This window comes from Klebsiella sp. JB_Kp042 (genome assembly GCF_040065275.1).
Lineage (GTDB): Bacteria > Pseudomonadota > Gammaproteobacteria > Enterobacterales > Enterobacteriaceae > Klebsiella > Klebsiella quasipneumoniae.
Map to the genome: position 1 here is coordinate 20,344 of NZ_JBEAJL010000007.1, position 12,250 is coordinate 32,593.

Below are 12,250 nucleotides of genomic sequence, written 5' to 3' on the forward strand. Positions count from 1 at the left end.
TGAAAATGTTGTGAAAGCGTAACCGGGTTCTCAACATTATGAATCGTAGCAAACGGGGTTGCCTGGTGAATGCATTTTCCCATGCCGCCTAACCACAATAGAGAAGGGAGACGATAAATGATTGCACTCGAAATGCGCAACCTCGGTGGTGGGGAAATTTTGCATGCCTGCCCGCAGGAAAGTCTGGATAAGCCACTGCCCTGTATCGTCTTTTATCATGGCTTTACCTCGTCAAAACTGGTTTACAGCTACTTTGCAGTGGCGCTGGCCCAGGCGGGTTTCCGGGTGATTATGCCGGACGCGCCGGAGCATGGCGCGCGCTATCACGGTGATGAGACCGGGCGGATGCAGCGCTTCTGGCCGATCCTGCAGCAGAATTTCAGAGAGTTTCCCGCGCTGCGCGAGGCGATTATCGCCGAAGGCTGGCTGGAAGGAGAGCGACTGGCGGTGGCGGGGGCGTCGATGGGGGGAATGACGGCTCTGGGTATCATGACGCATCATCCCGAGCTGAACAGCGTCGCCTGCCTGATGGGGTCGGGTTATTTTCGTTCGCTGTCGCAAACCCTGTTTCCCTCGCCTGGCTTTGATGGCGACAGCCTCAGCGAGTGGGATGTCAGTCATCAGCTGGCGTCGCTCGCCCGGCGGCCGCTGCTGCTCTGGCATGGCGATGCCGACGACGTGGTGCCGCCGGCAGAGACCTTCCGGCTTGAGCAGGCGCTCAGGCAGAGCGATCTTGCCGCCAGGCTGACCTGCGTCTGGCAGAAAGGCGTCCGCCATCGCATCACCCCGGAGGCGCTGGCCACGACGGTCGCCTTTTTCCAGCAGCATCTTTAAACGCGGATCACGCTGACGTCCCTCCTCTGATACCGCTACCCATCTGGCGCTCTATCGCCGTTATCCCGGCCTTGGCGGGGTAGTGCATACCCATTCGACGCACGCTACCGCCTGGGCACAGGCGGGGCTGGCGGTCCCGGCGCTCGGCACCACCCATGCGGACTACTTTTTCGGCGATATCCCTTGCACCCGGGCGCTTAGCGCGCAGGAGGTGGATGAGGCCTACGAGCTGAACACCGGAAAGGTGATTATCGAAACGCTGGGCGAGGCAAACCCGTTGCATACGCCGGGGATCGTCGTCTATCAGCACGGGCCGTTCTCCTGGGGGAAAGACGCCCACGAGGGGGTGCACAACGCGGTGGTGATGGAAGAGGTGGCGCGCATGGCGTGGATTGCCCGCGGCATTAATCCGCGGCTGCAGCCGATTGACAGCTGGCTGATGGAAAAACATTTTCTGCGTAAACACGGGCCGAACGCCTACTACGGGCAGAAGTAAACGACGCGCTCCGGGGCTTTCACCGTCACGGTAAAGCAACTGGTCTGGCCCCGGAGCCGTTTTTAGCCCTGACGATAAGCCGACGGCATAGCGCGCATGCCGATGAGCGTGACCACGCAAATTATCGCGCCAGCGTAAAACGTCGAAGCGGCACCGAAGGTTTCCCACAGCACGCCTGCGCCGGTACTGGCCAGCAACAGCGCCAGGCCGCTCATCAGGTTGAACATACCGAACGCCGTGCCGCGTAGCGCCGGCGGCGCCGTATGGGCGACCATCGCCGCCAGCAGCCCCTGGGTCATCCCCATATGAATTCCCCACAGCGCGACCCCGACCAGCAGCGTGCTCCAGTGGGCGCTGAGGGCCAGCACGATATCGGCGAGGATCAGCACCAGCAGTCCCCACTGCAGCAGTTTGCTGTGGCTCATGCTGTCAGAGAGCTTGCCGAACGGGTAGGCCGTAACGCTGTAGACCAGGTTCATCGCCACCATTACCAGCGGAATGGTAAACAGCGGGATCTCCATCTGCTGGGCGCGCAGCACCAGAAAGGCTTCGCTGAAGCGGGCGAGGGTGAAGATGCTGCCGATGGCGACCACCCACCAGTAGGCGGCGGAGAGCTTTTGCAGATTTTCGCGCTTCAGCGGATTACTGCGTTGATGGTCGATGGCGGATTTTGGCTCCTGCAGGCCAAAACCCAGCAGGAGAATAGAGAGCACGGCGGGAATAACCGCCACCCAGAATATAGCGTGAAAATCGTTGGCCCAGATAAACATCAGCAGCACCGCCAGCAGCGGGCCGAGAAAGGCGCCAACGGTATCCAGCGCCTGACGTAGCCCGTAGGCGGCGCCGCGGATCTCCGGTGGGGTGACGTCGGCGACCAGCGCGTCGCGCGGCGCGCCGCGAATGCCTTTGCCTACGCGGTCGATCATGCGGGCGCTAAACACCACGCCGGCGGTCGGGGCGATGGCAAACAGCGGCTTGCTGAGCGCGCCCAGGCCGTAGCCCAGCAGCGCCAGCCCTTTGCGCTTACCGACGTAGTCGCTAATCGCGCCGGAGAAGATTTTCAGGATCAGGGCGGTGGCTTCCGCCAGCCCCTCGATAAGACCGATGATAATCACGCTGGCGCCGAGGGTGGTGGCCATAAACAGCGGTAAGAGACTGTGGATCATCTCGGACGACACATCCATCAGCAGGCTGACGCCGCCGAGTACCCAAACGCCTTTGGGGATGCGGCCTAAGGTGGCGAAACGCGGAACCATCAATCACTCCTGAATATCAAATGGCGAGTGGCTGATTAAATCAGGTTGCGATGACGCTGATAAGTTGATTTATAAAATTATTCTCAATTGCGTTTAGCCGCTGGCCTTGCTTCGCCCCTCGCGAGGAGAGGCGAAGAATGGACCCGACATTAGCGGTAAATCACCGCGCTGGCGCGAAGCGGGCCGTTGGTTTCTGGTTCGTGCATCAGGATGGGCTGAAAATATTTCGCCCCCTGCGCATCGCTCAGCTGGCTAAGGGCCTGTTCGGCCTCGTGCTCAGTGGCCATATTGTGATTGATATAGATAACGCCGAGGCTCTGCACATCGTCCATGTTGCGGGCCTGTCGTTCGGTGATTTGGATAGCTGCCAACGCGTTGGCGCTGAAGAAAAGCGCAGCCATCATGGCGATGATTTTCAGTTTCATATACTACGCTCCTGACTGACAGTCCTGACGCTGACTCGGGGCTCTCCTGTGGTCATTGGGTTTCTGATTTAAGTGTAATCGCTGATTGAACGGCGTATCGCGACCTTTTCTGATGCAGTTGTTCAAAAAAATGCCGCTTCCTTTGCTGGTTAATTTTAAATCACCCACTTAGCGCCACTTGGCGCTTAGTGCGAATTATTTGTGCAAATGCGCTTGTGTTCCTGGGGGGCCGCCATTAGAATGACGCGTCAATTTTTCAGCCGCCCTTTAACACGTTCCTTGCCTCCATGGGCCGCGGCTGACCCAGACAGGAGGCTGAATAATCCGTAAGGAGCAATTCGATGCGTCATTACGAAATCGTTTTTATGGTCCATCCTGACCAGAGCGAACAGGTTCCGGGCATGATCGAACGTTACACTGGTGCAATCACTGCAGCAGCAGGTACGATCCACCGTCTGGAAGACTGGGGCCGCCGTCAGCTGGCTTATCCGATCAACAAACTGCACAAAGCTCACTACGTTCTGCTGAACGTTGAAGCGCCGCAGGAAGCGATCGATGAGCTGGAAACTAACTTCCGCTTCAACGACGCCGTTATCCGCAGCATGGTAATGCGTACTAAGCACGCTGTTACCGAAGCATCTCCGATGGTTAAAGCGAAAGACGAGCGCCGTGAGCGTCGCGAAGATTTCGCCAACGAAACCGCAGATGATTCTGAAGCTGGGGATTCTGAAGAGTAATCCTGATGACCAACCGTCTGGAGCTGTCCGGCATTATTTGCAGGACTCCACTTCGTAAGGTCAGCCCGTCAGGAATTCCTCACTGCCAGTTCGTGCTTGAGCATCGTTCAGTGCAGGAGGAAGCCGGTTTTCACCGGCAGGCATGGTGTCAAATGCCCGTTATTATTAGCGGTCACGAGAACCAGGCCATTACTCACAGTATAACGGTCGGTAGCGCAGTAACCGTTCGAGGGTTCATCTCTTGCCATAAGGCAAAGAACGGCTTGAGCAAAATGGTTCTGCATGCCGAGCAGATTGAATTGATAGATTCTGGAGACTAGCCATATGGCACGTTATTTCCGTCGTCGCAAGTTCTGCCGTTTCACCGCGGAAGGCGTTCAAGAGATCGACTATAAAGATATCGCTACGCTGAAAAACTACATCACCGAAAGCGGTAAGATTGTCCCGAGCCGTATCACCGGTACCCGTGCAAAATACCAGCGTCAGCTGGCTCGCGCTATCAAACGCGCTCGCTACCTGTCCCTGCTGCCGTACACTGATCGTCATCAGTAATCGGTCACGGTCCATTAATACGACTTTGAGAGGATAAGGTAATGCAAGTTATTCTGCTTGATAAAGTAGCAAACCTGGGTAGCCTGGGTGATCAGGTTAACGTTAAAGCGGGCTATGCTCGTAACTTCCTGGTCCCGCAGGGTAAAGCTGTTCCTGCTACCAAGAAAAACGTTGAATTCTTCGAAGCACGTCGCGCTGAACTGGAAGCCAAACTGGCTGACGTTCTGGCAGCTGCTGAAGCTCGTGCTGCGCAGATCAACGCCCTGGAATCCGTAACCATCGCGTCTAAAGCTGGCGACGAAGGTAAACTGTTCGGTTCCATCGGTACTCGCGACATCGCTGACGCTGTCACTGCAGCAGGCGTTAAAGTTGCTAAGAGCGAAGTTCGCCTGCCGAACGGCGTTCTGCGTAACGTTGGCGAGCACGAAGTGGACTTCCAGGTTCACAGCGAAGTTTTCGCTAAAGTTATCATCAACGTGGTTGCTGAGTAATCGGCCTCTGACGTTCTGGTAACAACAAATCGCCGGCCTTGTGCCGGCGTTTTGCTTTTTAGCGTCTTTCATTTTGCGGCGGCGTAACGCTCGCTGTCGTCTTCGCTGCTAGCGCGCACGCACAAAGCTGCCGTTCGACTGGCGGGTAAACAGCACCTGCTGGCCGTTGCCGGTATCAATAGTGAGCCCGGTGACCACGCCGTTGGCGTTCTGCCGAATCTGCACCGTCTGTCCGCTCTGCAACGTGCTTAATGGTTTACCTGCGCCTTCAACCTGCGCCATGGCGTAAACGTCGGTGGCCGGCAGCCCATGATCGCGGAACAGCTGGGCCAGGGTTTTGCCTGACTCGATGCGATAGGTCCGCCATTGCTGCTCAATGCCCGGCGCGGACTGCTGCGATGAGGATTGATAGGGCTGGGAGGCGGCGGGCTGCTGCGTCTGCGCCTGATCCGGCTGCTCATCCTGAATCGGCTCCGGGGCGACCGGCGCCATCTGGTCGGCATCGCTCACGGTAGGCGTATTGGTGATCGGCGGCAGCGGAACGGCCTGATTGCCGCCAGCTTGCGGTTGGGACTGCGACTGCAGATTCAGGTTTGCTTCACGGCTGGTGGACGCCGGGTTTTGGCTATCGTCTGAGGGAAGCAGAATGCCGATAATCACCAACAGGAAGCCAGCGATAATTCCCCGGCGGTGCATCGGGGGCAGTGGGTCCAGGAGGCGAAAATGATCCGGGGCGTGCCAGATTTTCGCCAGGGTAGATGTCAGTTCAAAGCGCCCGGGCATGGCTTTCCTCCTGCTCCGCATATTTTTATCCTGCCTATGAGTATAGATGGCTAACGTCCTGATGACCGGAACAAAGTGAAGTTAACCTGATGCCGCCTATTGTTTCTTTTTCGCTGAGATTTGTCATCATCCGCCGACAAAGTTTTACCCATTTCGCTATGGCTGTTATGCTTCCGGACGCTTTTCTCTTGATGTTTATCACCCAAAAAAGGAACAAAGATGGCAACCCCAACTTTTGACACTATCGAAGCGCAGGCAAGTTACGGTATCGGCTTGCAGGTTGGACAACAGCTGAGCGAATCCGGCCTGCAGGGGCTGCTGCCGGAAGCGTTGGTGGCGGGTATCGCCGATGCGCTGGAAGGTAACCAGCCGCAGGTGCCGGTAGAAGCCGTCCACCGTGCGCTGCGTGAAATCCACGAGCGCGCCGACGCCGTGCGTCGCGAGCGTTTCCAGGCGATGGCCGCTGACGGCCAGAAATACCTTGATGAAAACCGCGAGAAAGAGGGTGTGAACAGCACCGAGTCCGGTCTGCAGTTCCGCGTGCTGACCCAGGGCGAAGGCCCGATCCCGGCCCGTACCGACCGCGTACGCGTGCACTACACCGGTAAACTGATCGACGGCACCGTCTTCGACAGCTCCGTCGCCCGCGGCGAACCGGCAGAGTTCCCGGTGACCGGCGTAATCGGCGGCTGGATTGAAGCGCTGACCCTGATGCCGGTAGGTTCCAAATGGGAACTGACCATCCCGCACAACCTCGCCTACGGCGAGCGCGGCGCTGGCGCGTCGATTCCTCCGTTCAGCACTCTGATCTTCGAAGTTGAACTGCTGGATATTATCTAAACAGCAGAGGCTTCCTCTTCCCCGGCGGCGGGGGAAGCCACAAAAATAGCGTAAAATCCTTAAGTTAAAAATTAATTGGAATTATGTTTTGCATTCATCGCGTATGGGTGTATTTTTGTGAGCTATTTCGCGTTAGATGAGTGATATAACACTCACTTTAAACATAAAATTAACATTATATCTAAATCATAGTATTCATCCCTCCGATTCTTACCTAATATCGACTAGCCCTTGCTGGGGTTAATGACAGACGACAGGCCATCAGAGCCTGAACAACACAGACAGGTACAACAGGAAGAAATCACATGGTAGATCAGGTTAAAGTCGCTGCTGTCGAGCAGGAGCCGACTGAACAATCGCTACGGCGAAATCTCACAAACCGACATATTCAGCTGATTGCAATTGGCGGGGCGATCGGCACTGGATTATTTATGGGTTCTGGCAAAACCATCAGCCTTGCCGGGCCATCCATTATTTTTGTTTATATGATTATCGGTTTTATGCTGTTTTTCGTTATGCGAGCCATGGGCGAATTACTGCTGTCGAACCTCGAATATAAATCCTTCAGCGACTTCGCGGCCGATCTGCTGGGCCCCTGGGCGGGCTACTTTACCGGCTGGACCTATTGGTTCTGCTGGGTGGTGACGGGGATGGCGGACGTGGTGGCGATCACTGCCTACGCGCAGTTCTGGTTTCCCGGACTCTCCGACTGGGTCGCGTCGCTGGCGGTGATCCTGCTGCTGCTGGGCCTGAACCTTGCCACCGTCAAAATGTTTGGCGAAATGGAGTTCTGGTTCGCGATGATCAAAATCGTCGCCATCGTGGCGCTGATCGTGGTCGGCCTGGTGATGGTCATGATGCATTTTAAATCGCCGACCGGCGTCGAAGCCTCTTTCGCGCATCTGTGGAATGACGGCGGCTGGTTCCCGAAAGGGCTGAGCGGCTTCTTCGCCGGCTTCCAGATTGCGGTATTCGCCTTCGTGGGGATTGAGCTGGTCGGTACCACCGCGGCCGAAACCAAAGACCCGGAAAAATCCCTGCCGCGGGCGATTAACTCCATCCCGCTGCGTATCATTATGTTCTACGTCTTCGCGCTGATTGTGATTATGTCGGTGACGCCATGGAGCTCCGTGGTGCCGAGCAAGAGCCCGTTCGTTGAGCTGTTCGTGCTGGTCGGTCTGCCGGCGGCGGCGAGCCTGATTAACTTCGTGGTGCTGACTTCCGCAGCCTCCTCAGCCAACAGCGGCGTCTTCTCCACCAGCCGTATGCTGTTCGGTCTGGCGCAGGATGGTCAGGCGCCGAAGATGTTCGCCAAGCTGTCGAAGCGTGCGGTGCCGGCGAAGGGCTTAACCTTCTCCTGCATGTGCCTGCTGGGCGGTGTGGTGATGCTGATGGTCAACCCGAGCGTGATCGCCGCGTTCACCATGATCACCACGGTGTCGGCGATCCTGTTCATGTTCGTCTGGACCATCATCCTTTGCTCTTATCTGGTCTACCGTAAAAAGCGTCCGCAGCTGCACGAGAAGTCCAAATATAAGATGCCGCTGGGCAAATTAATGTGCTGGGTGTGCATGGCCTTCTTCGTCTTCGTACTGGTGCTGTTGACCCTCGAAGATGACACCCGTGAAGCGCTGATGGTCACCCCGCTGTGGTTCGTTCTGCTGGGTGCGGGCTGGCTGTTTGCCGGCAAAAAACGTCTGGCGAAATAAAAGAGCATTTTAACGTTGCTTGCAACGGACCGTCATAAAAAAGGCCACCCGGAGTGGCCAAATAAGACGGACAATGTCGAGGGCGCCTGCGGGCGCCTTTTTCGTTATTCTCCTGCGAGGGCACGCGGGAACAGCACGTTATTTTCCAGGCTGATGTGCTCCATCAGATCGTCAATCATCTCGTTGATACCGTTATACATCGCTTTCCAGGTGGTGCACGCTTCCGGCGGCGGCGTCACGTTATGGGTGATATGTTTGATCACCTCCAGCAGTTCACCCGCTTCGTCATGCTCGCTTTCCATCACGCTGATGGGGCCCCCGGCCTGGGCGCCCATCCCCTGTTTGATCATCGGGAACAGGATCTGCTCCTCTTTCATCATGTGGCTGGAGAGCTCCTGCTGCAGCATGGTCAGGTACTTCGTCAGCCCTTTCGGCACGTTCGGTTTATCGGCATGGACCCGTTCCACCTTGGTGGCCTGCAGGATCAGCTCCGGCAGCTGTTCGCGGTGCCGATCATGATAGCGAACGATGATATGATCGATAATCTCCGCAAGAGGCGCCGCGCGCCAGTCGTGGGTGACGGGCTGCTCGGCCAGTTTCGCCAGCTCGGCTTCGATCACCGCGACATCCAGCGCTTTACGCGATGCGGCGCGCGCCAGCGTCTGTTTGCCGCCGCAGCAGTAGTCCATATCGTATTGACGGAACAGGGCGGAGGCGCGCGGGATGGTCAGCGCCAGCTCGCCTAAAGGTTGGTCACGGAAAGCCATAGCAGTTACCTCGTCATCAGGAATATAAGATGCATTTTAAATGCATCTTTATGGCGAGGGAATACCCCTTAAGAGGGCCCGGCTACTTTTTTTCGTGCGTCAGCGGTTGCAACGTCGGTTTGTCCGGCCTGGCGCGTACGGCGGAGACCACGCCGAGCACCAGCAGCAGGATACCGCTCAGGGTCAGCAGCGGCGGTAAGCTTTGTCGCAGCAGAAAGGTATACAGGAGCCCGGCCAGGGTTTCGAAAACGATAAGCGGCCCGAGGATCACCGTCGGCAACCGTTGACTGGCAATATTCCAGCACAGCGCGCCGACCCATGAGCAGAGCACCGCGATGGCCAGCATCAGCGTAATGAACACCGCCGGGCGCGGGCCGAAGGGCAGGGGGAACCCGGCCTGCTGACCGTGCAGCCAGGCGCAGGCGGCGAGATAACCGGCCAGCGAAACCGGAAGCGTCACCAGCGCCTGAGCGGTAGCCCACATCATCGGCGGTTGATGCGGATTCTCCCGCAGCCAGCGGGCGTTGCGCAGCGCATACCAGGCCCAGCAGACCACCGACCCCAGCGCCAGCGCAATGCCGGAGCCGTAGCGCCACGGACTAAAATCAGGCAACCCCTGGCGCAGTTCCGCGACGTTAACGCAGATCAGGCCGACGGCGATGCAGACCAGCGCCGGAAACAGGCGCCGCCACGGCAGCTTTCCGTCGCGCTGGCTGTAGAGCAGATTGGCGAAGACCGGCAATACCACCGGCAGCGTGCCGATAATCATGGTGGAAACCGGCGCCCCGGTGCGCTGAATGGCGCTGGCCAGACAGACGTAATAGATAAGATTTCCCATCATCGTCAGACCCAGCGCGGTCCACCAGTCGTTCCGGCTCAGCTGGCGCAAACGCGCACGCCCGAGCCATGCCAGCGGCAGGGCGATCAGACCCAGCGCCAGATAGCGTCCCATCGACTGGAGCATCGCCGGATACTCGGGCACCAGCAAAGGCCCGACAAAGATTAATCCCCACATCAGCCCCGCCAGCAGGGCGTACAACACACCACTAATCATCATTGCATCCATTGTCATCACGGTTGTCTGCAGTGTAGAAGGAGAGCGGGCGGGAATATTGTATGAGATTGCGCATCAGCGCCTGGCGACCTGCTTCTGATAGCGTACCGGCGTAATGCCGTAACGCTGGGTAAAGGCGCGGGTCAGGTGAGACTGGTCGGTAAGGCCGACGGCTATCGCCACTTCGGCGGCGGGCATGCCGTGGGTGAGAAACGCCTTGGCGCGCCACAGGCGGATGGCCATCAACATCTGATGGGGCGTCACATGATAGTGGGCTTTAAACTGGCGCTGAAAGTGGTACGGGCTAAGCGCCGCCACCTGAGCCAGCTCGTCGAGGGTGATGGGGCGCATATAGTTATCGTGCAGGTAGTCGCGCACGCGGTCGAAGCGATGTCCTGTCTCGCCCTGCGCCGAGGCATGGTGGGCCAGAGGGCGGAAGGTGTCGATGAGGTCGAGCAGCATTCCCTGCTGGGCCAGCGCATCGTCGCTGTGCCACAGGCCATATATTAGCTGGCCAATCCGCCGGGACCGCAGGGGATCCTCGCGGACCACCTCGCTGAACCACCAGTTGCGCACCCCGGTGATGGCTTCCAGACGGTCCGGCTCCAGATAAATCATCCGGTAGCGCCAGCCGTCGGCGGTTTCCGCTTCGCCGGTGTGCAGCTCGTCGGGATTCATGGTGACAATAGCGTTGGCGGCGGCGATATGCTGGCTGCCACGGTAGCGAAAGCGCTCGGCGCCTTGCTCAATCACGCCGATGCCGAAGGCTTCGTGAGTATGGGGTTCAAAGGCGTAGCGGGAGATATGGGCGTGGTAAAGCTCCACCCCGGGAAGCTGTTCGAGATGGCGAAAGCGCGCACGATCTTTTTCATCACTAAATTGGGGTGGTACGCCCTGCATGCCTGCCTCCCGACGGTTGATCTCTTCAATATGAGAGAGGAACCGCCGGGACGCAACCGCAAAAGCTGAGAGGGGCGGTTACAGCATGCCTTTCACGCTTTCGGCAAGGGAAGTGGTCGGACGGCCAATCAATGTACTCAGGGTGTGGCTGTCGTCAAACAGCCCGCCTTTCGAGGCGCCGACGTCGGAGTCCGCCAGCATATCCGCCAGACCCGCCGGCAGGCCGACGCTTTTCAGCGCGGCGGCGAAGTCGGCTTCGCTGAGGTTCTGATAGACCACGTTTTTCCCGCTGTGCGTGCTCAGCTCGGCAGCCAGGTCGCTCAGCGTCCAGGCGTTATCGCCCGCCAGTTCGTAAACTTTCCCTGCATGGCCTTCACCGGCGATAACGCGGGCGGCCGCGGCGGCATAATCCGCGCGGGTAGCGGAGGCAATTTTACCTTCGCCGGCGGCGCCGATAAACACGCCGTGCTCCAGCGCCGGCGGCGCGCTGGCCAGATAGTTTTCGGTATACCAGCCATTGCGCAGCAGGGCGTAAGCGATGCCAGAGTCGGCCAGCATCTGCTCGGTTTCAATATGCTCTGCGGCCAGGCCCAGCGGCGAAGTGTCGGCGTGCAGCAGGCTGGTATAGGCGATGAATGTCACCCCAGCGGCTTTGGCGGCGTTGATGACGTTGCGGTGCTGTACGGCACGCTGGCCGACTTCGCTGGAGGAGATTAACAGCAGTTTATTCACACCCTGCAGCGCGGCGGTCAATGCCGCTTCGTCGCTATAGTCGGCCTGGCGGACGACAACGCCCTGCTGGCTGAGCGCCTGGGCTTTGGCCGGGTTGCGGACAATCGCCACAATCTGGCTGGCAGGAACGGTTTTAAGCAGGTCTTGCAGAACGTAGTGGCCAAGCTGGCCGGTGGCACCGGTAAGGGCGATCATGGGGCTTCTCCTTCGTGTTTATTGGCAGTTGTGGTAAGCTAACACCTTAACTAACTTTTAGTAAGTACGTACAAAAAGGTAAGTATGAAAATGGCCGAACCGACGCTGAGCGATAAACTGCGCAACGGCAATCTGTTTGCGGAACAGTGCCCGTCGCGCGATGTGCTTAAACATGTCACCAGCCGCTGGGGCGTGTTGATTCTGGTGGCGCTGCGCGAGGGGACCCATCGCTTCAGCGATCTGCGGCGCAAAATGGGCGGGGTCAGCGAAAAGATGCTGGCGCAGTCGCTGCAGGCCCTGGAGCAGGATGGTTTTATCGACCGCGTCTCTTATCCGGTGGTGCCGCCGCACGTTGAATATAGCCTGACGCCGCTCGGTCTGCAGGTGAGCGATAAGGTGGCCGCCCTGGCGGACTGGATCGAGGTTAATCTGCCCGCGATGCTGGCGAGCCACGGGGAGTGAAAATGTATCACTCCCTG

The 12,250-nt window shown here is 58.2% G+C and carries 15 protein-coding genes and 1 pseudogene; 9 read left to right on the top strand and 7 right to left on the bottom strand.

Annotated features, from left to right (window positions below; all coding sequences use genetic code 11):
- Positions 1-117: 117 nt before the first annotated feature.
- Together yjfP and ABLV54_RS00645 are read left to right on the top strand one after the other, a co-directional pair.
- Complete coding sequence (yjfP, locus tag ABLV54_RS00640) at positions 118-834, top strand: esterase (protein ID WP_023291719.1); 717 nt, start codon at positions 118-120, stop codon at positions 832-834.
- A 16-nt stretch (positions 835-850) separates the two neighbouring features.
- Positions 851-1,330, top strand: a pseudogene (locus ABLV54_RS00645) (class II aldolase/adducin family protein); the annotation flags it as partial.
- Between the two features lie 62 nt (positions 1,331-1,392).
- On the opposite strand, the gene ABLV54_RS00650 reads toward ABLV54_RS00645, so the two are convergent.
- Together ABLV54_RS00650 and ABLV54_RS00655 are read right to left on the bottom strand one after the other, a co-directional pair.
- Positions 1,393-2,586 (bottom strand): MFS transporter, encoded by a 1,194-nt coding sequence (locus tag ABLV54_RS00650; RefSeq protein WP_023291728.1) that lies wholly within the window; start codon positions 2,584-2,586, stop codon positions 1,393-1,395.
- A gap of 149 nt (positions 2,587-2,735) precedes the next feature.
- On the bottom strand, positions 2,736-3,011 hold the full coding sequence (locus ABLV54_RS00655) for a DUF1471 domain-containing protein (RefSeq protein ID WP_004206463.1): 276 nt from the start codon (positions 3,009-3,011) through the stop codon (positions 2,736-2,738).
- Between the two features lie 341 nt (positions 3,012-3,352).
- Here ABLV54_RS00655 and rpsF point away from each other — a divergent pair, with 341 nt between their 5' ends.
- From rpsF to rplI, 4 genes are read left to right on the top strand one after another with little or no spacing between them, the layout of a single operon-like run.
- On the top strand, positions 3,353-3,748 hold the full coding sequence (rpsF, locus tag ABLV54_RS00660; RefSeq protein ID WP_008807174.1) for a 30S ribosomal protein S6: 396 nt from the start codon (positions 3,353-3,355) through the stop codon (positions 3,746-3,748).
- A gap of 5 nt (positions 3,749-3,753) precedes the next feature.
- Positions 3,754-4,068, top strand: coding sequence for a primosomal replication protein N (gene priB / locus ABLV54_RS00665; RefSeq protein WP_002885722.1), 315 nt, complete (start codon positions 3,754-3,756; stop codon positions 4,066-4,068).
- A gap of 4 nt (positions 4,069-4,072) precedes the next feature.
- Entirely contained in the window at positions 4,073-4,300 is a 228-nt protein-coding gene (gene rpsR / locus ABLV54_RS00670; protein WP_000135199.1) for a 30S ribosomal protein S18, read from the top strand.
- 41 nt (positions 4,301-4,341) lie between these two features.
- A complete protein-coding gene (gene rplI / locus ABLV54_RS00675; protein ID WP_004206464.1) occupies positions 4,342-4,791 on the top strand; it encodes a 50S ribosomal protein L9 in 450 nt (149 codons plus the stop codon).
- Between the two features lie 108 nt (positions 4,792-4,899).
- Here the strand turns inward: rplI and ABLV54_RS00680 are convergent, their stop codons facing one another.
- Positions 4,900-5,574 carry a LysM-like peptidoglycan-binding domain-containing protein gene (locus ABLV54_RS00680; RefSeq protein ID WP_023291729.1) on the bottom strand — a complete coding sequence of 225 codons (675 nt, stop codon included), beginning with the start codon at positions 5,572-5,574 and terminating at the stop codon, positions 4,900-4,902.
- Between the two features lie 219 nt (positions 5,575-5,793).
- Here ABLV54_RS00680 and fklB point away from each other — a divergent pair, with 219 nt between their 5' ends.
- Both fklB and cycA read left to right on the top strand, forming a co-directional pair.
- The gene (gene fklB, locus ABLV54_RS00685; RefSeq protein ID WP_002886687.1) at positions 5,794-6,414 is read left to right on the top strand and encodes an FKBP-type peptidyl-prolyl cis-trans isomerase; all 621 of its coding nucleotides are present in this window, start codon (positions 5,794-5,796) and stop codon (positions 6,412-6,414) included.
- 305 nt (positions 6,415-6,719) lie between these two features.
- Complete coding sequence (gene cycA, locus ABLV54_RS00690; protein WP_023291730.1) at positions 6,720-8,123, top strand: D-serine/D-alanine/glycine transporter; 1,404 nt, start codon at positions 6,720-6,722, stop codon at positions 8,121-8,123.
- A gap of 104 nt (positions 8,124-8,227) precedes the next feature.
- Here the strand turns inward: cycA and ytfE are convergent, their stop codons facing one another.
- From ytfE to ABLV54_RS00710, 4 genes are all read right to left on the bottom strand, one after another.
- Positions 8,228-8,890, bottom strand: a complete 663-nt coding sequence (gene ytfE, locus ABLV54_RS00695; RefSeq protein ID WP_032454637.1) for an iron-sulfur cluster repair protein YtfE — start codon at positions 8,888-8,890, stop codon at positions 8,228-8,230.
- A gap of 82 nt (positions 8,891-8,972) precedes the next feature.
- Complete coding sequence (locus tag ABLV54_RS00700) at positions 8,973-9,944, bottom strand: DMT family transporter (RefSeq protein ID WP_044525189.1); 972 nt, start codon at positions 9,942-9,944, stop codon at positions 8,973-8,975.
- 75 nt (positions 9,945-10,019) lie between these two features.
- Positions 10,020-10,844 carry an AraC family transcriptional regulator gene (locus ABLV54_RS00705; RefSeq protein WP_348813503.1) on the bottom strand — a complete coding sequence of 275 codons (825 nt, stop codon included), beginning with the start codon at positions 10,842-10,844 and terminating at the stop codon, positions 10,020-10,022.
- A gap of 78 nt (positions 10,845-10,922) precedes the next feature.
- A complete protein-coding gene (locus tag ABLV54_RS00710) occupies positions 10,923-11,771 on the bottom strand; it encodes an SDR family oxidoreductase (RefSeq protein WP_023291734.1) in 849 nt (282 codons plus the stop codon).
- Positions 11,772-11,861: 90 nt separating this feature from the next.
- On the opposite strand from ABLV54_RS00710, the gene ABLV54_RS00715 reads away from it, so the two are divergent.
- Complete coding sequence (locus ABLV54_RS00715; protein WP_348813520.1) at positions 11,862-12,233, top strand: helix-turn-helix domain-containing protein; 372 nt, start codon at positions 11,862-11,864, stop codon at positions 12,231-12,233.
- Positions 12,234-12,250 lie beyond the last annotated feature (17 nt).

Bases quoted from the DNA above. Each gene is read 5' to 3' on its own strand.
- rplI (WP_004206464.1), top strand. From the start codon at position 4,342: ATGCAAGTTATTCTGCTTGATAAAGTAGCAAACCTGGGTAGCCTGGGT.
- priB (WP_002885722.1), top strand. From the start codon at position 3,754: ATGACCAACCGTCTGGAGCTGTCCGGCATTATTTGCAGGACTCCACTT.
- ABLV54_RS00710 (WP_023291734.1), bottom strand. From the start codon at position 11,771: ATGATCGCCCTTACCGGTGCCACCGGCCAGCTTGGCCACTACGTTCTG.
- rpsF (WP_008807174.1), top strand. From the start codon at position 3,353: ATGCGTCATTACGAAATCGTTTTTATGGTCCATCCTGACCAGAGCGAA.
- ABLV54_RS00700 (WP_044525189.1), bottom strand. From the start codon at position 9,944: ATGATTAGTGGTGTGTTGTACGCCCTGCTGGCGGGGCTGATGTGGGGA.
- rpsR (WP_000135199.1), top strand. From the start codon at position 4,073: ATGGCACGTTATTTCCGTCGTCGCAAGTTCTGCCGTTTCACCGCGGAA.
- ABLV54_RS00705 (WP_348813503.1), bottom strand. From the start codon at position 10,844: ATGCAGGGCGTACCACCCCAATTTAGTGATGAAAAAGATCGTGCGCGC.
- ABLV54_RS00655 (WP_004206463.1), bottom strand. From the start codon at position 3,011: ATGAAACTGAAAATCATCGCCATGATGGCTGCGCTTTTCTTCAGCGCC.
- ytfE (WP_032454637.1), bottom strand. From the start codon at position 8,890: ATGGCTTTCCGTGACCAACCTTTAGGCGAGCTGGCGCTGACCATCCCG.
- cycA (WP_023291730.1), top strand. From the start codon at position 6,720: ATGGTAGATCAGGTTAAAGTCGCTGCTGTCGAGCAGGAGCCGACTGAA.
- yjfP (WP_023291719.1), top strand. From the start codon at position 118: ATGATTGCACTCGAAATGCGCAACCTCGGTGGTGGGGAAATTTTGCAT.
- ABLV54_RS00715 (WP_348813520.1), top strand. From the start codon at position 11,862: ATGGCCGAACCGACGCTGAGCGATAAACTGCGCAACGGCAATCTGTTT.
- ABLV54_RS00650 (WP_023291728.1), bottom strand. From the start codon at position 2,586: ATGGTTCCGCGTTTCGCCACCTTAGGCCGCATCCCCAAAGGCGTTTGG.
- fklB (WP_002886687.1), top strand. From the start codon at position 5,794: ATGGCAACCCCAACTTTTGACACTATCGAAGCGCAGGCAAGTTACGGT.
- ABLV54_RS00680 (WP_023291729.1), bottom strand. From the start codon at position 5,574: ATGCCCGGGCGCTTTGAACTGACATCTACCCTGGCGAAAATCTGGCAC.